This is a genomic window from Roseivirga sp. E12, from assembly GCF_017592825.1.
Taxonomy (GTDB): domain Bacteria; phylum Bacteroidota; class Bacteroidia; order Cytophagales; family Cyclobacteriaceae; genus Roseivirga.
In genome coordinates this window covers 248707-271952 of record NZ_JAGFMD010000001.1, presented here as the reverse complement: position 1 = coordinate 271952, position 23246 = coordinate 248707, and the positions used below count along the sequence as shown (strand labels likewise).

Sequence of the window (23246 nt, the reverse complement as noted above, 5' to 3'; positions counted from 1 at the left end):
TCCATTTTGAACGGCAAAAAAACGGGTTTGAAGGTTTTTATCATTTTATTGACAATTCTTGGAAATATTCTATTAACCGTAAGCTGTAACACATCTTTTAAAGAAACTCAGGCACTTAATCGCCTACAATCGGAAAGCAGTCAATACTTACTTCAACATGCCTCAAATCCGGTGGATTGGTTTCCTTGGGGAGATGAAGCATTCTCGAAAGCAAAGACCGAAGAGAAACTTCTTATCATTAGCATAGGCTACTATGCCTGTCACTGGTGTCAGGTGATGGAAAAAGAAACCTTTATGGACACCACTGTAGCACGGTTGATGAATGACAACTACGTTTCAATCAAAGTAGATCGAGAAGAAAGACCTGACATTGATCAAGTATATGCAGAGGCTGCTAAGAAAATGACTGGTACTTCAGGCTGGCCCTTAAATATAATTGCCACTGCTGATGGAACTCCCCTCTTTGCTGGAACTTACTTTGAAAACAGCGATTGGCAGGCCATCGTACAAAGAGCAAGTTACCTTTATCAGGATAATCCTGAAGAAATCTTAGCCCAGGCCAAAGCTCTGGCTAATACACTGAGTCAAAAACAAGAAGCCGAGAGTCAACAATTAAGCCTCACGCTTTCGGCAATTGAACAGGCATGGTTAAGTCAAAGCGATACCGCCAAAGGTGGCATCAGAGGTAATCAGAAGTTCCCCAATTCACCTTATCTATCAGCACTGCTAGACTTTACTTATTACCAGCCCAACAATAGCCTCGATCAGTTTCTTAAAAAGACACTCGATAATATGGCGCTTGGAGGAATGTTTGATCACCTAGGTGGCGGGTTTACTAGGTATTCGACAGACAGCGAATGGAAAATTCCTCATTTCGAAAAGATGCTTTATGACAATGCCCAGCTTATGGGTATCTATGCCAAGGCCTACCGAAAATTCAACGACCCATTCTATTTATACATAGCCGAGCAAACCGCCCAATGCCTCCTCAACGAATTCAAAAACCCCGAAGGCGGCTACTTTTCGTCTATCAATGCGGTGAGCAATGAAGTCGAAGGTGGTTACTATACTTGGACCTTAGATGAAATCCAAGGTTTGGATCAAGCCGATCAGGTGACCAATCTATTCAACATTAGTGAAGAAGGAAACTGGGAAAATGGCCAAAATGTACTTTTTGCTCTGGGCTCATCAAAGGAAGACTACTTACATACCATTGATAGCCCATTCAAAGAAGAGCTATTCAATAAGAGAGCAAAACGCACTGCACCTCCCAAAGACGAGAAAACCATCACAGCGTGGAATGCTCTGGTACTAGATGGCTTTGTAGAACTTTACAGGGCCACTTTTAACCCAAGCTACCTGAGCCATGCCGATGCGCTAGCGAGCTATTTAATTGAAAACCATACCCAAGAAGATCAGTCTCAGGTTTCCAGAACCGAAGATATTAACCAAGTCGGGTTTCTTGAGGATTATTCATTGACAGCTGGAGCGCTCATTCAACTCTATCAAGTGAGCTTCGATGAGCAGTGGCTCAAGTATTCAGAACGAATTTCTGCAGGAATGCTAGAACTGTTCAAGGCCGAAGGAGAAACCTTACTTAAACAAAGTTCGCAGAGCGATCAATTGTTTATGAACAGTATTCCTGTGTTGGATACCGACTTGCCCTCTGGAAATGCACAAGCCGTCAATAACCTGCTAATGCTTTCGGAATTCTATTATGATAGCCGAAGTGAATGGAAAGACAAAGCGACCTCCATGTTGAAAGTTGGACAGTCACAGACTTCAGAAGCATTGGTCTTTGCGGGCACTTGGATTCAAGCCCTCTTAAGAGATTCTAACCCTCCATATGAAGTAGCGATTCTTGGAGAGGAGGCCATCGATATGAGAAACCGACTGGATCTAGCCTTTCGGCCTGATATCATATTCTTAGGTGGCAACTCCGAAGGTGATATCCCCCTACTTGCTTATAAATTACAAGAAGGCAGAACAGTAATCTATGTGTGTCAAAATAAAACATGCAAGTTCCCAACAGACGATACTGAAAAAGCTTACGAAATGATGATTCCGAAAAAAAACATAGCCAATTCATCCATTTCAGACTAAAGTATGAGTGCCTATTCTGCTTGATTTTGGACATTCAAGCACAAATCAAAAAGATATGTCTAGCAAGAATTGGAAAAAAGGAAGAGGGAAACTCGGAATCTTCGAGCCTCTATTAGGGCAATGGGTCGCCAATGAGAACAGTCCTGACCGAATGAATTGTAGGTGCGATCGGAGCTTCTCCAAAACCCTCGATGGTAAGTATATACAACTGAAGGCCGACTGGGACTTGGGAAATAAAGTCTACGAAGACCTTACACTATTTGGCGTAAACGCTGATAAAACTGTTTGTTTTTGGTCTTTCCAGTCAGATGGAAAACAAGCACATGGCGAATTGACGGATGCCAGTGATATACATGAAGAGGCAGTTGCCTTTGTGGCCAAAATGCCTGCCGGAGTAGCGCGTCAAGTCTATTGGCCTGACGAAGAAGGGGGCTTCTATTGGGTAGTTCAGTCAAAGACTAAAAAAGGCTGGAATCAAATCGTTCATCATCATTACAAAAAAGCATAAGGAACATGGAATTTAAGACAGATATTCAAATTAACGCTTCGAAGGAAAAAGTTTGGTCCGTCATTAGCGACATTGAAAATGCAAAGGATAACATTTCAGCCATTGAGAGCATTGAAGTGCTCGAACCACCTACAGATGGTTTACTAGGACTGAAATGGAAGGAAACAAGAACTATGTTTGGCAAACAAGCGACTGAAATAATGTGGATCACTGAAGCCTCGGAAAACGAATATTATCAGACACGTGCCGAAAGCCATGGAGCGATTTACATTTCAAGACTTTGGATTGAAGAAAATGGCAGTAGTTCGACATTAAACATGAGTTTCAACGGAACACCAGTCACTTTCGGAGCTAAGGTTATGTCAGCAGTTATGGGTTGGATGTTCAAAAGTGCCACAGTCAAAGCATTGAACAAAGACTTGGAAGACATAAAAAGAGTTGCTGAAGGAAAGTCTGATTAAACCTACGTACCTGTCTACTGTCTTAATAGAAACTCTAATAATGCCTAAACATCTTTTCAACTCACTACTCCTATTGGTATTACTACTGGGCTGCTCTTCGTCAGACGATACCGATACACCTAACCCAAACGAAGAAACCAATATACTGCTGATTATTGCCGATGACTTAGGCCTGGATGCGCTCAATGGATACAGTGAGGGCTCGGTAAAAGCCAATACGCCCAATATCGATGCATTGGCAAGTAATGGTTTAATCTTCAATAACTTGTGGACCAATTCAGTCTGCTCTCCCACTCGTGCCACCATCTTAACAGGCAAGTATGGTATAAACACGGGCGTACGATCTCAGGGTGACGAAATTTCTGTGAACGAAACTTCATTACAGACCTATATCAATCAATCCAACGAATATGCCACCGCCATTGTAGGTAAATGGCATTTATCAGGTAATGCCTTTTCTCTCGATCCTGAGGATATGGGCATCGATTACTATGCGGGCTTATACTCCGGAGCTGTTAGTGACTATTATAACTGGAACCTAACTGAAGATGGTAATATCACTACAGAAACAGAGTATGTCACTACAAAATTTACAACCATGGCCATTGACTGGGTATCTCAGCAAACCAAGCCTTGGTTTCTATGGCTAGCTTATAATGCTCCCCATACGCCTTTTCATGCACCTCCGGCTAATATGCACTCGCAAGGCACCTTGGCAACTGACCAAGCTTCGATTAATGCCGATCCATTACCCTATTATATAGCAAGCATTGAAGCCATGGATTTTCAAATTGGCAGACTGCTCTCTAGTCTTGAGCAAGCGGAAAGAGACAACACCGTAATCATCTTCATTGGTGATAATGGTACACCCGGTCAGGTTTCGCAAGCTCCTTATGGTAGAAGAAAGGCAAAAGGAACCATGTATCAAGGCGGTGTGAATACGCCCATGATCATTAGCGGAAAAGGTATCTCAAGAACAGGAACAGACAGTAACCTGATCAACTCATCGGACTTATTTGCAACAATCGCATCAATGAGCGGTGTGAGTGTAAGCGAAATCAATGACAGCAAAGACCTGACTCCACTCCTAAGCACTGCGCAAACCAACTTCAGAGAATTCACCTATGCAGAATACAATGATGGCATAGAAGACGAATGGGCAATTAGAAACGATCATTACAAGCTCATTGTAAATACCAACGGGAGTCAAGAGCTGTACTTCCTGGATGATGACCCATATGAAAACAATAACCTTTTAGATGGCACACTTTCAAGCGATGCACAAACTGCCTTTGATTGGCTACAGAATAAGCTCACAGAGATAAGACAATAAAGCCTTGAACACCAAGCACAAAAAAAGCCCGACTATCAGGTCGGGCTTTTTTATTTCATTTTACGATCTATTACTTCTTCTTTAGACCAGGAAGTCCTTCCGGCTTCTCTGAGTGCCAATAGAATGGTCCAGCCTTTTTCTTTCTTGGATATTCTTCATCCAATGTATTGGCATTATAGAGACGACCATTTTTCATCACATGGCTGATCTTGTTAGTGTTTCTGATGTTATCCAAAGGATTCGCATCTAAAATAACTAGATCAGCAAGCTTTCCAGCTTCAATAGACCCTATATCACCCTCAAGGCCGATAGCTGTAGCTCCTAAGATGGTAGCAGTCTTCAATGCATTTAGGTTAGACATTCCTCCAGAGGCAACCGACCAAAGCTCCCAATGGAAACCTAGCCCTTGCAACTGACCATGACTACCTACACCGGCAATTCCACCAGCTTCAACTATGGCATTAACACCTTCTGCATGCTTCTTAAACACATGCTCCTCATCCATAAACCACCCTGGTCTTCTTCTAGACTTCTGAGCTAACTCAGCATAAGGAGTGAAACGCGATAGCTTCTCATCATGATACGGGTTCTCTCTTGAGTAATAGTAATTCTCAGCCCAAGGCCCTCCATAGGACACTAGCAGTGTAGAAGTATAAGCCATTTTAGACTCAGCAACAGTGTGAACTACATCTCTATAAAGTGGAGCAATCGGTAATGAATGCTCATGTCCTGGATAACCATCGATCATCTGGGTCATGTTCAATTTGAAATCTAACCCTCCTTCTGTAGTTGGCATTAACTTCTGCTCTTTAGCAGCTTGAATAATCCACTGTCTATGCTTACGGTTTCCTACCAAGTACATCTTGATAGTCTTCGTATTGTAGTACTCGCTGTACTGCTTTAGAATCTTCTTCGTCTGCTCAAGGCTCTTCAGGTTATAAGACCAAAAGCCAACACCAGGACCAGTAGAGTAAACTCTAGGGCCCAAAATATCACCAGTCTCTACCATGTCAGCATATGTCAATACATCGGTGGTCGCAGTCTGAGGGTCTCTTGTTGCTGTTACGCCATAGGCAAGGTTTGCTGCATATACCCAAACTTGTGTTTTGTGTAAGCCCCAAGCTGGCCACATGTGCGCATGAGTGTCAACCATACCAGGTATAATTGTTTTACCAGAAACGTCAATCACTTCGGTTCTTCTTGGAACAGTCAAAGACCCTGATGGCCCTACCGCCTTTATTCTGGTGTTCTCAATTAGAATGTCTCCATTTTCTATTACCTCATCGCCATTCATGGTAATGATTCTAGCACCCTTCAATAATGCCGTACCATTTGGAATGTCCTTTGTGGCTTTGATGGCTATTTCAATTTCCTCGGCATGATAACCTTCATTTTCCTTCTTGGCCTTGTCTGCAGCCTTTTCTTCATCAGTTTTGGCTTTTTCGGCAGCTTCCTTGTCAGCTTTTTGCTTTTCCTTCTCCTCCTTGGTCATTTCCTTTTCTGCTTTCTCCTTGGCCTTTTTGGCAGCAGAAACACTATCGGTATAGGCCTTGGCTTCATCCAGGTCATAAATGAAGTGAGACTTACCTAAAGACCAGTGTACCTTTTTCGCATCACTAGACCATGCAGGGAATTCTCCGCCAATTTCAGTCAGTTGCCAAGAAGGGAACTGAGCACTTGAAGGGTTTGCTACCGAAATAGTTGGTGTTTGCCCTAGTTTTGGCACCGTAACCACATAAATATGATTGTTGATCTGCGCCATGGCTCTATCACCTTCTGGTGCCATAAAGATGGCTCCAGCTCTTGACGGAGGATTATTTTCTCTCCATCCCTCTCCTTCTTGTAGAGAAGAGTTCTCTTGCTCAGCCCATGGATCAATCACATGATCATTTCCGTGACCATCAGCAGGGTTAGAACCATAAGTTCTGATTCCTGTAATTGCGATCACTCGTTTCTCATCCGTGCCATCCCATCTTACAGAACTTAAGCCTTGAAAGCCACTGAGGTAGATTCTGTCGTCACTGTTCACAAAGTGAGGACTTCCTTTACCTCTGGTCTTCATAATGAAATTGATTTCTCCTCCATCAGATGAAATCCAGCATAAGTCTTCAGCTGCTCGAGGAGCTCCTGGACCAGCAGCATCCTTCAAATTTTGAGCACTACCTCGGGTAAAGACGATTCTACCATTCTTATTCCAGGCCGGTGATCCATAGATAGCCGATGTGCTTGTCAGCTTTACAGGTCTTGGGCGTCCGTCAACATTTACTTTATACATAGAACCACCCTCAGCGTCAGTCCAGGTAACAAAAGCCACAGATTTACCATCAGGCGACCAGGCAGGCTGCGCTTCGGTCATTTCCATATCTGTCAGGCGCTTAGGCTCGCCATCAGGCAAGTTCTTCACATAGAGCCTATTCAGAGAAGTGAAAGCCAACTTTGATCCATCTGGAGAAGGAACTCCATCTCTAATTTGAGTGACAATCATTTCCTTATCATCAGAAATCGGGTACTCAAATTTGAGTCTTGGGCCCATTTCAAGTTCTACATCAACATCCATTGGGATTTCGACTGCAGTTCCACCAGAAACAGCTATTCTATATAGTTTGCCTCCCCATGATGCTACAAGTTGCTTGCTGTCAGGTGTAAATGACATGGCGGGTAAAACACCCAATGGTGCAATTGACTCCTGCTCATCTCTCTGAACGGGATAAGCCAACCATTTCTCATCACCTGTACTTAGATCTCTTAGGATAAGTCCAGTCTCGTCTTCATATCGAGAACCATATACCATCCACTTTCCATCAGGGGAAAGTGTTGGGGTAAAGGCTGAACCGTATCGGGAAGTCACAGTAGCATTTTGGCCGTTCTCACGATCGTAAACGCCAATTTGATATTGAGGTAATTGGGCATTGTAATTCCATGCACCGTTACGTTGTGCGTAGTAGATAAATCTTCCGTCAGCACTGAAAGCAGGCTCCACGGTCTTGAGGTTTGTAGGATTTTTTATGATCTGAAAGCCTCCGCCTCCATCTTTGTGGTACATAAAAAGCTTAAAGCTCCTTCTCCCTTTAGAAACAACCACATAATCCCCATCAGGTGACCATTCAACTGACTGAACCCATTCATTACTGCCTTTAGTAATTTGAGTTGTCTCTTTAGAGTCAAGTTCCATAATCCAGGCATTATCGCTACCACTTCTATCTGATGTAAAAGCAATGTGTTTGCCGTCAGGGCTATATCTAGGATGGGTATCATAGGCCATGCCTTCGGTAAGGCGAGTCGCCTTTCCACCTGTGAATGGCATGGTGTAGATATCACCCAACATGTCAAAAATGATGGTACTGCCGTCAGGGCTTATATCAACAGATACCCATGTACCCTCCTTGGTGTTAAACTTGAGTGTACGTTCTGCCTTTAGAGGCAGGTCTTTAAAAGTCTCTTGTCCTTTTTTTGTTGTGTCTTTATCATCTTGCCATGGAACTAGGGCCATAGCAGGCTGAGCGATCAGAAAAATACCCAACGCCAAGTAAGCGATGAGTCTCCTTCCAAACTTTTGATTGAAGGTGGTTTGCATAGGAAGTTTGGTTTTTGATTAAAAATGACGTGTAATTTAACAAAATACTGACTCTCAGAAAGCTCAATTATCGTTATCATTGTAAAAAAACCACATGGCAAAAAAGACAGCTTCTGGCAGTCGAAAACCTCCAGTTAAAAGGGCCTCCACTCGCAAGAAACCAACAAAAGGAAAAGGTACAAGCCTTGGAAGGATCACTTTGGGATTGCTTATACTCGTTGTTTTGGGATATGCAGGCCTTGCTATTAATGAAGGCAAACTTGTACCTGAAGTCATTGAAAACTTCGAACTCCCCTCCATTCAAGACTCAGAACCCGAAGGTGAATCTGAACCAACTCAAGTTACTGAGGAACCTATATCTTCGGAAACTGACGCAAAAGTCGAACTCGACTTCGAAGACTTTGATTTATACTTCACTAAGGCCTTTGACTTTATGTGGCCTGCATACTCCTCCGATCAAGCCATTATTGAAAGACCTTATTATACCCTTCGATACAATGAAGAGCATGAGCAAGCCATGTGGGTTGCTTATAAACTCTCAGCAGATAGTTTAAAACAAGAGAAATTTCCACGCAAAGATAATTTCAGAAGGGATCCGAGAGTCAGAACAGGTTCGGCCGAACTATCCGATTATAAGGGTACCGGATATGACCGTGGACACCTAGCCCCAGCAGCTGACTTCTCCTATGATGAGTTTGCGCTATCACAGACTTTCTATATGAGCAATATGAGCCCTCAGGTGGCCTCATTTAACCGAGGTATTTGGAAAAAACTGGAAGACCAAGTGAGAGAATGGACTATGGAAGAGTCTGAATTATATATAGTTACAGGCCCCATATTAAACAAGGAATTCACTACCATAGGCAGCAACGAAGTCTCTATACCAGAGTACTATTACAAGATCGTTTTAGATATTCATAAACCGGAGATCAAGGCCATCGCCTTCTTACTCAAAAACGAAAAAAGCGGTGATGCGCTAGAAGCTTTTGTGGTTAGTATCGATCAAATCGAATCTCTTTCAGGCTTAGACTTCTTCCCATCTATGCCAGATGACCTTGAAGATGCACTGGAGGGCAATATTGAGAAGGGCTCTTGGTTTGACTAGCCCTCTCGCAGAATAGAAAGCACAAAAAAAGGAGCCATTAAATGGCTCCTTTTTCATTCCAAAGATTGGATTCTAGTTCTTTTTTTGTCTTTCGGCAGTAATAGCTAGCTCCTCTTCTCCTGTGTAGACTGCGCCTTCCATTTCATCTCCGTCAAACTTCAGTTCCATTTCCATTGATTGTCCCTCAACAGAAATAGTACCTTCCATCACGTTCTTTTCGAAAGTAATGTCTTCGAGTGTCATATCGCCATAGACATCACTCTTGATCGTTACTGAGTATTCTCCTTCTTCTAACGCTACGATCATTTCACCAGTAACATTTCCATCAGGAGTTTCTACTTCATAATCCCAAGTACCTGTAGGGTCATATGTAGTTTGTTGAGCCCACTCTTCCGCATTAAGCGAAACAGCTACTAAGAATAACATAGCGACAGCGGATGCTTTAAGAATAGTTGATAAATTTTTCATTTTGATTTGAGTTTTTTGTTTTACTAATATTAGATGCAAACCGCCTGCAAAAGGTTGCTTCCGTTTATGTATCACTAAAAAAAAGAATCCTACAGATTAAACCTAGAAAAGAAACAGGTTAAATTTCTATCGACAGTGCTTAGCTAGTGCGGCTTTTGCCTCATCAGCGCCTAGTGCAAGTGCTCTATTTAGGTCGTTGCATGCACCAGCTTTCTGATTAAAAACAATCTTCAAGGCTCCTCTATACAAAAATGCCTCAGCATTCTTTCTGTCAAATTCGATAGCCAAGTCGTAATTCTTTTTGGCATCGTCAAAGAGAGACTTTTGATGTAAGCAGCGTCCTTTGATCAAATAGGCTGTAGATTCTCTGCCGTCTGTGGCAATTACCTTATCACAAAAGGCTATGGCTTTATTATAGTCTTTCTTGTTATACCAATATTGAGCCATACTCAAATTGGCATTCAAATTTTCATTGTCTAGATCTAAGACTCTGATAAAGTCTTTACGTGCACTCTCAATATCACCAAGCTCTTCATATGCCCTACCGCGGTTGTAGATAGACTTAATATCCTTTGGCTTGGTAGACAGGTACTCATTGTATGCTTCCACCGCCTCACGGTATTTCCCATCTCTGAACAGCGCATCGGCCTCTTTTGTCAAACCTGAATTACAGGCACTTAGAATCGATATAAGCCCGATTACAAGTAAGAAACTTAGTAAGTTTTTCATCTTTTTCATATCTCCTCAAATATGCGACCGCAAAGGTAAGGTTTTCTGTTAGTTCCAGAGCTAACAACTACAAATTTAACTTAATGGTTATACTCCATCGAACGAACGGGCGTCACCATTAACGAATTTCACTTTACGGGGTTTTAATCTCGCATCACTGAAAACCTCAAACCTTAGTACGCATAATCGGTATGCTGAGACTATGTATTATCGTTTGGTCTTATGCCTACTACTCTTTTCTACTCCTTTCTGTAAAGCCCAGTCCACATTGGGCGAAAGCCGAACTTCAGAAAGCACCAATGTTGAATATCTAATCTCTCTTCCTAAAGACTATAAGACCGATGGACAAGGCTCTCCAATGATACTCTTCTTGCATGGTGGAGATAGGTCAAACACCAAGCATCATCCCAAAAAATATGCAGCCGAGGCGGGTATAGTGTTTGGTTTCATGGTCGTTGCCCCTAAATGTGCCTCTGGCTGCAATTGGTCTACCCTTAACTTTGATGCCCTTCTCACCGAAGTCACTAGTGAATTTAACGTAGACAAGACTCGTATCTATATTACTGGATATAGCTATGGAGGCTATGGTACCTGGAGTGCTATATCCAAATACCCTCAATGGTTTGCCGCAGCAGTACCGATTGCCGGAGGTGGCAACACAGATATTGTGTGCAATGCAAAGAACGTTGCAGTATGGGCGTTTCACGGAGATAAAGACAGTGTAACGTCATACACCCAATCTAAAAAGCTTATCGGAAAGCTCCAGGCTTGCGAAGCAAAAGCCAAACTAGAAACCTTCGAAGGTGCCGACCATTGGATCTGGCCCTCAATCTACAAGGATCAAAGACTCTACGATTGGCTTTCAAAACAGACTAAGACTCAATCTCACTAAACCTTCAACACTATGCGAATTCTTTCGACCCTACTCTGTCTATTCATTTGGACATCAATTGCAGCCCAGGAAAAATCTAAAACAAGTTTTGGTAGTGACTTTGCCAAAGCATGGAAACGTCACAAAATATACACCCTGAGGTTAGTTGAAGCAATGCCTGAGAAGAGCTATGATTATAAACCTGAAGACAATGCTAGGTCATTTAAGGAAATGGCTATGCACTTAGCTGGTGCCAACTACATGTTCTCATCAATTGCGAGCAGCCAAGATTCCCCTGTTGACCGGTCCATGTTCAATGCTGATGGAAAGACAAAGGAGCAGATTGTCAAAATGCTGACAGAATCATTTGATTACGCACTGAATGCTGTGCTCAATGTAGGTGAGGAAACGCTGAATAAAACGTCCCCCTGGGGCAACCCCATCGAAAGCAGCACCACACGTAGTTATAGAGAAATTTTCCACGTCATGAGGGAACATGCGGCTCACCATAGAGGCGCAATGACAGTCTACCTCAGGTTGAATGGCATCACTCCTCCAGGGTTCATTGATTAATCGATTTTAAACTCAAGAAACAAGATGAAAAAGATCACTTTCCTTTTACTGGCAATAGGCCTCATTACATTTAACGGAACATCCAAAGCACAATCCAATGACAGCAAGCTGCTTCCATCAGAGGCACTTGTACTCATGTACAATGCCGTTGACCTTAACCCTGACAAGAAGCGCATTGACAATACTAAACCCTTCCAATCCAGGGTAATCACAGAGGGTTTAAGTGGGGATGAAATCTTTTACTTGGGCGAAACTTACTTTTGGAATTTCATGCCTAAAGAAGCTGCTGAAGCCTATGGGCAATTCTTAGAAGAAGACTCACCTCGTGGTAGAGCCTCGTGGCAACGTTATTTACAAATCCAGTTCAGGGCATTTGAAAAACATGACTTGGTAGAGCAAAAACTCTCAGAGTATAGAAAGAAATTCAAGCCAGTTCCAGACGATAGATATGGCATATATGGTCAAGTCATTAATGTCGCCAACCTTTATGTAAAGCGTGGTGAACACAAAAAAGTCCTTGAGCTAATCAATCAAGAACTCGAGTATGTTAATTATGATGGCGCTTATAACTCGTTACTTCTGCCTGCCTATTTTCATGCATCCTACCGAAGCTTAGGTAAAGTGGACGAAGCTGTCAAAACCCTGAAAAATGCGATGGCAGGACTAACTGAGACGCTAGAAAAGAGAAAGCAAAACGCACCAGATGAAGAGTTTCAATATGTTGTGCACTCACGTCCTGTGGCAAGTATGGAAACAATTATGACTACAAAACTCAGTTATACCCAGATGAACGAGAAATTTGAAGTGCTTATTCAATCCATTGCTAGAGCGCTTGAATTATATGGTGGATAAAACCACCCTCGTAAATTGGCGTATGACTATTGATATCACGATTCAATCAAAATCATTTGAATAAGCGTAGCCTTGTTAACGTAACAGCAGTCATATTATGTTGGCTGCTTTTCGTTGTTATTGACACTCTTAAGAAAGGAAACCTTTTCTCCATGGAAGGCATTCTTTCTTATAATTACATTTCGGGCACCATCATTTGGATGCTTATCACATTACCCCTATTCAGAGTTTTTGAAAAAACCTCGAAGTTTACACTTACTAAACGTGCTTTAATTCTGGTGCTACTTGGTATTGCAGTGGGAGTGCTCAAAAACTTTCTCACGTGGCTGACTGTATTTATAATCGGTATCTCATCGGGGCTTTATTCGGCTTCTTGGGTGTCGTTTAAGAAGTTCTTTAGTTTCATTACCCTTTTCTATTATATGGAAGCCATCATTATCTCTTGGGTGCTTCTCATCATTTTCTTCATGCTCGAGCTGTATAAACAATACAAACAAAAGAGTATTGAGACGGCTCAGCTAGAATCGCAATTAGCAAATGCACAGTTAGAATCTCTACGCATGCAGCTTCAGCCTCATTTTCTATTTAATGCGCACAATACCGTATCAATGCTCATACGGACAGAGAAGTACGAGCAGGCCACAGAGATGATTTCCAAAATCAGCGATTTGTTGAGAAACTCATTAAAAAGTGAAGAAAGACAGCTTGTTCCACTACATCAGGAAGTAACATTAATCAAGAGTTACCTTGAGATTGAAGAGGTTAGATTTGAGGATCATTTAAAGATCAATCTCCAGTTTGATCCAAATACCTTGGATATAATGGTGCCAAACTTACTGCTTCAGCCGCTGGTCGAGAATGCATTCAAACACGGTATCTCAAAGAATTTGGGTGAGGCACAACTTACGCTTAGCAGTAGCCTGAATAGAGACAAACTTGTATTAACGGTGGCAAATACCGGCCCCAGTTTACCTCCTGATTTCAGAATAGAAAAGGCTACAGGAATCGGTCTAAATAACGTAATTCAACGATTAAGTAAGCTTTACAGTGCCGATAGGCACAGCTTTGAAATCAAGAACAGCAACACTGGCGTAAAGGTTGAAATCCAAATTCCAATAGATAATTAGCCATTGAAAAGGATAAGAACGGTAATTGTAGATGACGAAAAAAAGGCCCGCGAAGGACTGAAGTCTCTTTTGAGCCAAGACCCTAACATTGAGTTAATCAAGACCTGCAAAGATGGAGTCGAGGCTATTGAATATCTAAAAAGTGAAGACTGTGACTTATTACTTCTCGATATTCAGATGCCGGCAGTCTCTGGTTTCGAAGTTCTCAAATCCATTAAAAAACCACCTTTTACCATATTCATTACTGCTTATGACGAGTATGCACTTAAGGCCTTTGAGTTTCATGCGCTTGACTATCTCCTTAAACCTTTTTCAGACCAAAGGTTCTTTGATGCCATCGATCGAGCCAAAAAATTGATTAGGAACAACCATTCCGCTCTTTCGGCTAAAATGGACGAACTTTTGAAACAATTGGAGTCTACTGAGGAGCAAAGCGGACTAGTGCATTCCAGCGATAACGACATTCAGAGGCTAGTTATCAAAGTCTCGGGTAAAATATTGCTATTGGACACGAAAGACATTCTTTGGATTGAAGGGCAGGATTACTGTGTAAAGATTCATATGGAAGGAAACTCCCATTTGATCAATGGAAGCCTGAAAGGGATCATCCAAAAACTACCATCAAATACCTTTCTGAGAGTACACAAGTCGGCCATTATCAATACACAGCAAATTGCAAGTCTAGAGCATCTGCAAAATGCTGAGTACATGGTCACCCTAAGCAATAAAGCACAGGTAAAAGTCAGTAGAAGCTATAAGCAACAGATGGACGAATTCTTGAATGGTCTATGATTACCTAAAATGCAATCTCTCTGAGAACTAGACGGCAACATCATTTTCCCTCAATGCATCATTAAGAGAAGTTTTCAGGTCAGTGCTTGCCTTTCTCTGGCCTATGATTAATGCAGCTGGCACATTAAACTCACCCGCAGGGAATTTCTTGACATAACTACCAGGTATAACAACTGACCTTTCAGGCACATAGCCTTTGTATTCAACAGGCTTATCTCCTGTCACATCAATAATCTTAGAACTGCCAGTTAGTGTCACATTGGCTCCTAAAACAGCCTCCTTACCTATTCTGATACCTTCTACAACAATACACCTTGAACCGATGAAGGCATTATCCTCAATAATCACAGGTGCTGCTTGTAATGGCTCCAAAACGCCTCCAATGCCTACTCCACCACTCAAGTGAACGTTCTTACCGATCTGAGCACAGCTACCCACAGTAGCCCATGTGTCAACCATAGTACCCTCATCAACGTAAGCGCCAATATTCACATAAGAAGGCATCATAATCACGCCACTACTTACATAAGCACCATAACGGGCAATCGCATGAGGCACTACTCTAACACCCTTTTTGGCATAGCCCGTCTTTAGTTTCATTTTATCATGAAACTCAAAAGGTCCCACCTCAACGGTTTGCATCTTCTGAATTGGGAAATACAGAATCACGGCTTTTTTGACCCACTCGTTAACCACCCAACCTTCAGGGGTCGGTTCAGCAACTCTTCGCTCCCCACTGTCCAAATCTTCGATAATGGTTTTCACTGCCAAAATAACCTCTTTGTCCTTCAGCAAGCTTCGATCATTCCATGCCCGTTCGATGATATCCCTCAATTCCATAATTCCTTCAGAAAATTTTTAACTTCATTAAACTAATGAAAAAGACCAAAGTAGTCATTGCCTCCCTGCTCAAGCCCATCGATGACACTCGCATGCTCGAGAAATTTGGTCTTTCCTTGGCCGAAACAAATGAATATGATATTAATATCATAGGCTTTGATTCAAAAAATGTAAAGTCAACGCAACAGGTATTCTTTCACCCCCTCGAGCAATTCGAAAGATTGAGTTTTGCCAGACTTACCAGACCATGGAAAGTCTACCAAACTTACCTTAAAGTAAAACCTAAAGTAATAATATTCAATACACATGAATTACTGATAGTTACGTGTCTATACAAAATATTATTTGGCTGTAAAATAGTGTATGATATCCGAGAAAACTATGCAAAAAACATTAGGAGTACCCAAGTCTTCCCTCGTCTGATCAGACCCTTTCTAGCAACCTGGGTCAGGTTCAAAGAATGGTGCTCAAAACCTCTAATAGAACATTATGTTCTGGCAGAAAGAATTTACGAAAAACAACTCCCCTTTCTTTCAGCTCAAAAGACCATTATTGAAAACAAGTATGCTCCACATATTGATGAGCACACAGCCTATAGAGACCCAGATCCGAATTTCATTGACCTAACCTACACCGGAACCATTGGTGCTTCCAATGGAATATTCGAAGCAATCGATATAACAAAGAAGTTACATAAAATCGATCCACGCATAAGACTCAGAATCGTAGGATACTGTGCTTTAAAGAGGGATTTAATTCGTTTGAAAGAAGAAATTAAAGATTATAATTTCATTGAACTTAACGGTGGAGATCATTTAGTTCCTCATTCTGAAATCATTGAAGCCATACAAAAGGCGGATTTTGGCTTTGTACTAAAAAAGCCAAGTAATGGCATGAATGACGAGAAACTCCTAACAAGACTGTTTGAGTATACCGCAAATAAGCTTCCCATCCTGCTACTCAGCAACCCTACCTGGGTAGAGTTCTGCAATCAGTTTAATGCCGCAATCGTCATTACGCCTGAGAATTTTGAACCTAAGAGAATATTAGAAACCATGGCCAATGGTCAGTTTTACAATCAAGGTGACACTAGTTCCAGTTTGTGGAAGAGTGAAGAACCGAAACTAATTAAGCTAATTGACAGCTTGGGATAATTACTTTTAGTTTTATCTAAAAAATTTATTTTACCATACTAACAATCTGTAAAACAACTGAATAGGTGTTATACGGGTTGTTTTAGACGTGGCTATTATTTTTTTTAGACGAATCTAAACACTACATTTACAGCTGAACCAATACTGAGGTCATGTTCAGCTTTGTAGAAGAGAATTACCTAAAAGCCATCTATCACCTTTCCGATCATGGAAGGAAAAGTGTCAGCACCAATTCACTTGCAGAAGAAATGCAAACCACTGCCGCATCGGTCAGTGATATGGTAGCCAAGCTTTCTAAAAAGAAAGCCGTTGATTACCAAAAATACAAAGGTGTTAATGTATCAGGGAAAGGAAAGGAAGTTGCACTGAGGGTAATCCGAAAACACCGACTCTGGGAAGTATTTCTGGTAGACAAGCTTAAGTTCCACTGGGATGAGGTGCATGAAATTGCCGAACAACTGGAGCACATTAAATCCCCCCTACTGATTAGTCGCCTGGATGAATTTCTTGATTTCCCAAAGCATGACCCCCATGGTGATCCTATCCCTGATGAGAATGGTATATTCTCAACTGTTAAAAAAGTAGCCTTAACAGAACTAGAACTGAACACTCCAGCACAGGTTGTGGCTGTAAACGACTCTAGTAGTGCCTTTTTGAAGTATCTAGATAAAGTTGGTGTCTCTATCGGCACTAAGCTGAAAGTTGAGGACACCAATGAATTTGATGGCTCTCTTGACATCATCATTAATCAGCAAAAAGCTCTCACCATTTCCCAAACCGCGGCTCAAAACATACTCGTTGCCAACATATGAAAAGGTTAATCGCATTATTCATCTTAATCAGCACCATTTGGTCTTGCAATAGCAATACAACATCTGAAGATGGTAAACTGACTGTTGTAACCACAACAGGAATGATTGCTGACATTGTTAAGAATGTTGGTAAAGACTCAATTGCAGTCAGCGCTTTAATGGGACCTGGGGTAGATCCACATCTTTACAAGGCCACTCAGGGCGATTTAGGAAGGCTTCAGCGTGCAGATATCATTTTCTATAATGGATTGCACCTAGAAGGTAAAATGGGTGAGGTATTTGAAAAACTCGAACGCATCAAAACAGTTATTCCAGTTGCTAGAGGTATAGATTCAACTTCCTTATTGGATGACCCCATCTACCAAAACGCTTTCGACCCACATATTTGGTTTGATATAAGCCTCTGGGCCTCTACCATCGATGAAGTCACCGCCACTTTGACCAAGTCAGACCCTGTTAATGCCGAGTTCTATAAAAACAATGCTTCGGCATACACAGAGGAGCTTCTAACACTTCACGAATGGGTGAAGACCGAAATTGAAACGATACCTGCCAACAAACGAATCATGATCACTGCCCATGATGCTTTCAACTACTTCGGCAGAGCGTACAACATAGAGGTTCGTGGTCTCCAGGGCATTTCTACACTATCTGAGTTTGGACTCAAAGACAGAGTAGACTTAGTGAATTTCATTGTAGAGAAGAAAATTAAGGCTGTTTTTGTAGAAACCTCAGTCTCTGAGAAAAACATCAATGCCATAGTTGAAGGATGCCGACAAAAAGGACATGACATCATCATTGGTGGTAACCTGTTTTCGGATGCCATGAGCGCAGAAGGTACGCCTGAAGGCAACTATATAGGCATGGTCAAAGCGAATGTCAATACGATTGTAAGGGCGTTGAAATAGTGAGGAAATTAGGTAGTTGGGTAGTTGGGTAAAATATGACATACAATGGGAGATTTTAAAGAACTGGAAGTATGGAAAAGGGGGCATGATATGGCACTAGTGATATTTAAGCTAACCACTGATTTCCCAAAGAAAGAACAGTTTGGACTTATATCACAAATGAGAAGAAGTTCACAGTCCATTCCTACTAACATTGCAGAGGGGTGTGGTCGGGATAGTCAGAAAGAGTTAATAAGGTTCTGCAGTATCGCCATGGGCTCTGCCTCTGAGCTTGAATATCAATTAATACTGGCTAGAGACATAGAATTTATCAGTTCTGAAACCTACAGCAACCACAATGAAGAATTATTGATACTGAAAAGGAAACTGAATGCATTCATACAGTACCTAAAAACCCAATTACCAAACACCAAACAACCCTAGGATGAAGATTGAAGCTAAAAATCCCGTAGTAGAGTTTCATGACCTGACCGTTTCTTATCACAAGAAGCCTGTCTTATGGAATATTGACATGACACTACCCCAAGGGGCACTCATTGGTATTATTGGCCCAAATGGAGCTGGCAAGTCTACCTTGATTAAAGCTGCCATGGGCCTACTACCCTTGGGTTCGGGCTATGTACGCATGTTCGATGAAGCCCTCGACAAAGTAAGACACAAGGTCAGTTACGTGCCGCAAAGAGAGACCGTAGACTGGGACTTCCCTACTTCAGTACTGGATGTGGTGATGATGGGTCGCTACTCTAAACTAGGCCTCCTCACCCGTCCTAGGAAGGCTGATAAAGAAATGGCAATGAACTGCTTGCGTAAAGTGGGTATGGAAGCCTATACAGATCGACAAATCTCTCAACTATCAGGCGGCCAACAACAACGTGTATTCCTGGCACGCGCACTGGCACAAGAGGCTGATCTCTACTTTATGGACGAACCCTTTGCTGGGGTCGATGCGGCTACTGAGGCTGCTATACTAGCTATTATGCAGGAAATGACAGCTAATGGTAAAACGGTTATTGTTGTCCATCACGATTTACAATCAGCCGCTGAATTCTTCGACTGGATCGTTTTACTCAATATGAGATTAGTGGCATCTGGACCAATCGACAAGGTCTTCAATAATGACATGTTGCAAGAAACCTATGGTGGTAAGCTCACCGTTTTGGCCGAGGTAGGTGAATTAGTAAGGAAACGTCAAATGCCAAGCAGGGAGAAATACTAAATGGAAACTTTCAAAGAGTTCTTTTCTTTTAGTGACCCGAGCATCGTTTCGGTAGTGGTGGGCGCAGTCCTTTTGACAGCTTCTTCTGCTGTTGTAGGCACCTTTACTTTCCTTAAAAAGAAAGCGCTTGTGGGCGATGCGGTGGCTCACTCAGTACTACCGGGTATTTGCCTAGCCTTCATTCTTTCTGGCACCAAGAATCCTATCTGGATGATTTTGGGGGCATTTTTAACGGGATGGATATCACTTCTCATTATTGATCATATCACCACAAAGTCAAAGATCAAAGAGGATACGGCCATTGCCCTAATTCTTTCAGTCTTCTTTGGTATTGGCATTTTGATGCTCACTAACATACAGCATTCTGGCAACGCTGCTCAAACGGGCCTTGATTCTTTCCTCTTTGGAAAAGCCGCTGCATTGGTGGGTAAGGACTTGATTGTCTTCGGTATTGTAGCGGTTATTTTGATTGTTACTGTTGGCCTGTTCTTCAAGGAATTAAAGTTGATCGCCTTTGATAGTAACTATGCCAGAGCCTTGGGCATACCTGTCAAATGGATTGACCTATTGTTGACTTCCCTGACCGTGCTTGCCGTAGTGACTGGAATACAAGCTGTGGGAGTTGTTCTAATGGCCGCCATGCTGATTACGCCAGCTGCTGCAGCTCGTTTTTGGACAAATGATGTTTTCAAGATGACATTGATTGCAGCCGTTATGGGTGGAATCTCGGGCCTTTCTGGAGCATATGTCAGTTATGTAGCACCAGCTATGCCCACAGGTCCATGGATCGTGATGATCATCTCAGCCATTGCAATCACTTCATTCTTCATAGCTCCCAAAAGAGGGATTTTTGCGCGTAGTATCCAGCAAAGAAGACTACAACGACTGATTATGGATGAGAACCTCTTAAAGGAGCTCTATCATCTTGGAGAAAAAGATGAAGACCCTTACAAGGGCCGAACCGTCAATGAAATCATAGAAGAGCGATTTTTCCCTAGAAAAGCACTCAAAGTAGCTTTAAGACGATTAAAGCGTCAAGGCTTTCTTGTCAAGAAAAATGGCTACTGGAGTTATACCGAAGCAGGAAAGGTAAAAGGACAACGGGTAGTGAAACTTCATAGGCTATGGGAGCTGTATCTATCTAAGTACATGAAGATTGCTCCTGACCATGTACATGAGGATGCAGAGACGGTTGAGCATATTATAACACCCGAGTTAGAAGCACAGCTAGAGAGGATGCTGGAGTATCCAGAGTTTGATCCACACGAAGAGAAAATACCTTACTAGAATTGAGTAATACGAAGTGCGTATTGAGTACCAATAAACAAATGAATGAGCTAAAAAGATATATGAAATGAGAGTGAGTAAAAATTCAACATTCTTAATTCCTAATTCCTAATTCCTAATTCAAGAGATGGATGCAGTTTATATCATATTGACCTCTTCCCTATTTGCCATTTCGTGTGGCTTGCTAGGCTGTTTCTTAATCCTGAGAAAAATGGCCATGGTGGGTGACGCTATCTCTCATGCTGTGCTCCCAGGGATTGTGATTGCGTTCTTGATTACAGGAACGAGAGACTCCTTCGAAATGATCATCGGAGCTGCTCTATTGGGTATTCTCTGTACCTTCTTAATCGAATTTTTCAATAAGAAAGCGAAGCTGCAAACTGACGCAGCGATCGGAGTAACTTTCACCTCGCTATTTGCATTGGGCGTTATCCTAATCTCGGTTTTCGCTGGCCAAGTCGACCTAGACCAAGAGTGCGTTCTTTATGGAGAGATTGCCTATGTGCCGATCGATTTATGGATATCTGATTCTGGTCAGAACATGGGACCTAAAGCCCTTTATGTTTCTGCACTAACACTCATAGTGAACATCCTATTCATTAGAGTAGGCTTCAAACAGCTCTACCTAACCACCTTCGACCCGGCTTTTGCAGCGACCACAGGTATCTCTGTCGCACTGTGGAATTACCTGCTAATGGGTTCAGTATCTATGACTACAGTAGCTGCCTTCGATTCCGTGGGTGCCATCCTTGTTGTAGCGCTTTTAGTGGCTCCTCCTGCTACAGCATATCTATTAACTGATAACTTTAAGAAAATGATGCTAATCACCTGTGGTATAGCGATTATCATTAGTATATTAGGTTATTACTTGGCTGTGCTCCTAGACGGATCTATCGCAGGAGCTGTGGTTACTGTAGCGGGTATTTTGTTTGGGTTGGCTTATCTATTTTCCCCGAGCAGTGGCATTCTACTTAAGCGGATCAATCAAAAAAAGGAGGCCGAAAAACTCGCTATGCCAAAGGTGTAATAAGGCCTTCCCTTTTTAGTTCAATTCCCTAAGTATATCTTTGCAGGCCTATGCAAGCACTATCGCAAAACGAAGACACTATCATTGCACTCGCCACACCTCAGGGCGTTGGTGCCATTGGGGTAATCAGACTCAGTGGAAATGATGCGATTAAGCTTGTAAACAAGGTTTTCAAGGGAAAAGATCTTGAAGGACAAAAGAGTCATACGATTCATTTTGGTACAATAAGGGATGAAGACAAAATCTTAGATGAAGTTCTGATTTCCCTTTTCATTGCCCCTAAATCCTTCACAAAGGAAAATGTAGTCGAGATATCTTGTCATGGATCGAACTTTATTATCCGTCAAATTATACAACTTTTCATACGCAAGGGAGCGCGTCCTGCCAAACCAGGTGAGTTTACCAAACGCGCTTTTATGAACGGGCAATTTGACCTAGCCCAAGCCGAAGCAGTAGCAGACCTTATCAATGCAGATTCCGAAGCTGCACACCATGCGGCCTTAAATCAAATGCGAGGCGGCTTTTCAGGCGAAATCAAACACCTTCGAGAAGAATTGATCCATTTTGCTTCAATGATTGAATTAGAGCTTGACTTTGGCGAAGAAGACGTTGAGTTTGCCAGTCGAGATGACTTGAAGAAGCTTGTTAACCGACTGCAGGAAGTAATCAATGCCTTGATCCACTCCTTTGACTTAGGTAATGTAATCAAGAATGGCGTGCCGACCGTTATTGCCGGAAAGCCTAATGCAGGCAAGTCTACCCTACTCAATGCCTTGCTCAACGAAGACAAGGCCATTGTCTCCGATATTGCTGGAACCACCAGAGACTTTATCGAGGACGAAATTATCATTGGTGGTGTGGCCTTCCGCTTTATCGATACAGCCGGTCTTCGGGAAACGACCGATACCATTGAGGCTATCGGTGTGGAACGAACGCAAGCCAAGATGAAGCAAGCTTCGCTCATTATCTACCTTTTCGATTTGGCAGACCTTGATATTGTCGAGATGAATAAAGAAATCAATCGATTAGAGAATACAGGCGTACCTTTTCTCAAACTAGGGAACAAGATTGACAAGGTGGAGGAATCATTTGTGGAAGGCTTACAAAAGCAACACCCTGATATGCTTTTCCTTTCTGCAAAAGAGCCAGAACAAGTCGAAAAGCTTAAAACCAGAATCCTTGAACTTGTGAACCTAGACAAGTTCAAGCGAGGTGATACGGTAGTCACCAATGTCCGTCACTACGACTCCCTCCTACAAACACAGAACTCACTGCAAGATGTAATCAACGGCATTGACGGTTCAGTCACCAATGACTTTGTCGCCATGGACATCAGGCGCGCCCTCCACTACCTTGGTGAGATAACAGGTGAGATTACCTCTGATGATTTATTAGCCAATATCTTCAGCAAGTTTTGTATTGGGAAGTAATTAATCCGCCAAACCTTTTCAGAAAAATTCTGCACAACCTGCTTTTTGACAATAATTATAATTGTTGACAGTACTG

The 23246-nt window shown here is 42.2% G+C and carries 22 protein-coding genes; 18 read left to right on the top strand and 4 right to left on the bottom strand.

The annotated features are described in order from the left end of the window. The first annotated feature begins 6 nt into the window (after positions 1-6). Genes J4E76_RS01180 through J4E76_RS01165 form a run of 4 tightly spaced genes read left to right on the top strand, consistent with a single transcriptional unit; the run spans position 7 to position 4405 of the window. Positions 7-2103, top strand: a complete 2097-nt coding sequence (locus tag J4E76_RS01180) for a thioredoxin domain-containing protein (protein ID WP_208500648.1) — start codon at positions 7-9, stop codon at positions 2101-2103. Positions 2104-2158: 55 nt separating this feature from the next. Next, complete coding sequence (locus J4E76_RS01175) at positions 2159-2611, top strand: hypothetical protein (RefSeq protein ID WP_208500647.1); 453 nt, start codon at positions 2159-2161, stop codon at positions 2609-2611. A 5-nt stretch (positions 2612-2616) separates the two neighbouring features. Beyond that, positions 2617-3072 carry an SRPBCC family protein gene (locus J4E76_RS01170; RefSeq protein WP_208500646.1) on the top strand — a complete coding sequence of 152 codons (456 nt, stop codon included), beginning with the start codon at positions 2617-2619 and terminating at the stop codon, positions 3070-3072. 40 nt (positions 3073-3112) lie between these two features. Next, complete coding sequence (locus tag J4E76_RS01165) at positions 3113-4405, top strand: sulfatase-like hydrolase/transferase (protein ID WP_208500644.1); 1293 nt, start codon at positions 3113-3115, stop codon at positions 4403-4405. A 70-nt stretch (positions 4406-4475) separates the two neighbouring features. Here J4E76_RS01165 and J4E76_RS01160 read toward each other — a convergent pair whose 3' ends face one another. Beyond that, positions 4476-7979: an amidohydrolase family protein gene (locus J4E76_RS01160; RefSeq protein ID WP_236017250.1), complete on the bottom strand. Its 3504-nt coding sequence runs from the start codon at positions 7977-7979 to the stop codon at positions 4476-4478. 94 nt (positions 7980-8073) lie between these two features. On the opposite strand from J4E76_RS01160, the gene J4E76_RS01155 reads away from it, so the two are divergent. Beyond that, entirely contained in the window at positions 8074-9084 is a 1011-nt protein-coding gene (locus J4E76_RS01155) for a DNA/RNA non-specific endonuclease (RefSeq protein ID WP_208500642.1), read from the top strand. Between the two features lie 72 nt (positions 9085-9156). Here J4E76_RS01155 and J4E76_RS01150 read toward each other — a convergent pair whose 3' ends face one another. Beyond that, entirely contained in the window at positions 9157-9552 is a 396-nt protein-coding gene (locus tag J4E76_RS01150; protein ID WP_208500641.1) for a hypothetical protein, read from the bottom strand. A 126-nt stretch (positions 9553-9678) separates the two neighbouring features. Then, a complete protein-coding gene (locus tag J4E76_RS01145) occupies positions 9679-10281 on the bottom strand; it encodes a tetratricopeptide repeat protein (RefSeq protein WP_208500640.1) in 603 nt (200 codons plus the stop codon). A gap of 202 nt (positions 10282-10483) precedes the next feature. On the opposite strand from J4E76_RS01145, the gene J4E76_RS01140 reads away from it, so the two are divergent. Genes J4E76_RS01140 through J4E76_RS01120 form a run of 5 tightly spaced genes read left to right on the top strand, consistent with a single transcriptional unit; the run spans position 10484 to position 14496 of the window. Further along, a complete protein-coding gene (locus J4E76_RS01140) occupies positions 10484-11173 on the top strand; it encodes a prolyl oligopeptidase family serine peptidase (protein ID WP_208500639.1) in 690 nt (229 codons plus the stop codon). A gap of 12 nt (positions 11174-11185) precedes the next feature. Beyond that, entirely contained in the window at positions 11186-11725 is a 540-nt protein-coding gene (locus tag J4E76_RS01135) for a DinB family protein (RefSeq protein ID WP_208500638.1), read from the top strand. A gap of 24 nt (positions 11726-11749) precedes the next feature. After that, the gene (locus J4E76_RS01130; protein ID WP_208500637.1) at positions 11750-12577 is read left to right on the top strand and encodes a hypothetical protein; all 828 of its coding nucleotides are present in this window, start codon (positions 11750-11752) and stop codon (positions 12575-12577) included. A 56-nt stretch (positions 12578-12633) separates the two neighbouring features. Further along, a complete protein-coding gene (locus J4E76_RS01125) occupies positions 12634-13704 on the top strand; it encodes a sensor histidine kinase (protein WP_208500636.1) in 1071 nt (356 codons plus the stop codon). Positions 13705-13707: 3 nt separating this feature from the next. Continuing rightward, on the top strand, positions 13708-14496 hold the full coding sequence (locus tag J4E76_RS01120) for a LytTR family DNA-binding domain-containing protein (protein WP_208500635.1): 789 nt from the start codon (positions 13708-13710) through the stop codon (positions 14494-14496). A 27-nt stretch (positions 14497-14523) separates the two neighbouring features. Here J4E76_RS01120 and J4E76_RS01115 read toward each other — a convergent pair whose 3' ends face one another. Beyond that, positions 14524-15336 carry a 2,3,4,5-tetrahydropyridine-2,6-dicarboxylate N-succinyltransferase gene (locus J4E76_RS01115; protein WP_208500632.1) on the bottom strand — a complete coding sequence of 271 codons (813 nt, stop codon included), beginning with the start codon at positions 15334-15336 and terminating at the stop codon, positions 14524-14526. A 35-nt stretch (positions 15337-15371) separates the two neighbouring features. Here J4E76_RS01115 and J4E76_RS01110 point away from each other — a divergent pair, with 35 nt between their 5' ends. The 8 genes from J4E76_RS01110 (at position 15372) to mnmE (ending at position 23170) form a co-directional block, all read left to right on the top strand. Next, positions 15372-16490, top strand: coding sequence for a glycosyltransferase (locus J4E76_RS01110; RefSeq protein ID WP_208500631.1), 1119 nt, complete (start codon positions 15372-15374; stop codon positions 16488-16490). Between the two features lie 152 nt (positions 16491-16642). Then, positions 16643-17302, top strand: a complete 660-nt coding sequence (locus tag J4E76_RS01105) for a metal-dependent transcriptional regulator (protein ID WP_208500630.1) — start codon at positions 16643-16645, stop codon at positions 17300-17302. Beyond that, positions 17299-18210, top strand: a complete 912-nt coding sequence (locus J4E76_RS01100) for a metal ABC transporter solute-binding protein, Zn/Mn family (RefSeq protein WP_208500628.1) — start codon at positions 17299-17301, stop codon at positions 18208-18210. The genes J4E76_RS01105 and J4E76_RS01100 overlap by 4 nt, the downstream gene beginning before the upstream one ends. A 45-nt stretch (positions 18211-18255) precedes the next feature. Next, the gene (locus tag J4E76_RS01095; protein WP_208500626.1) at positions 18256-18633 is read left to right on the top strand and encodes a four helix bundle protein; all 378 of its coding nucleotides are present in this window, start codon (positions 18256-18258) and stop codon (positions 18631-18633) included. Position 18634: 1 nt separating this feature from the next. Beyond that, entirely contained in the window at positions 18635-19426 is a 792-nt protein-coding gene (locus J4E76_RS01090) for a metal ABC transporter ATP-binding protein (protein WP_208500625.1), read from the top strand. Then, complete coding sequence (locus tag J4E76_RS01085) at positions 19427-20713, top strand: metal ABC transporter permease (RefSeq protein ID WP_208500624.1); 1287 nt, start codon at positions 19427-19429, stop codon at positions 20711-20713. A gap of 127 nt (positions 20714-20840) precedes the next feature. Continuing rightward, positions 20841-21740, top strand: coding sequence for a metal ABC transporter permease (locus J4E76_RS01080; protein ID WP_208500623.1), 900 nt, complete (start codon positions 20841-20843; stop codon positions 21738-21740). Between the two features lie 50 nt (positions 21741-21790). After that, on the top strand, positions 21791-23170 hold the full coding sequence (gene mnmE / locus J4E76_RS01075) for a tRNA uridine-5-carboxymethylaminomethyl(34) synthesis GTPase MnmE (RefSeq protein ID WP_208500622.1): 1380 nt from the start codon (positions 21791-21793) through the stop codon (positions 23168-23170). The last annotated feature ends 76 nt before the right edge of the window (positions 23171-23246 follow it).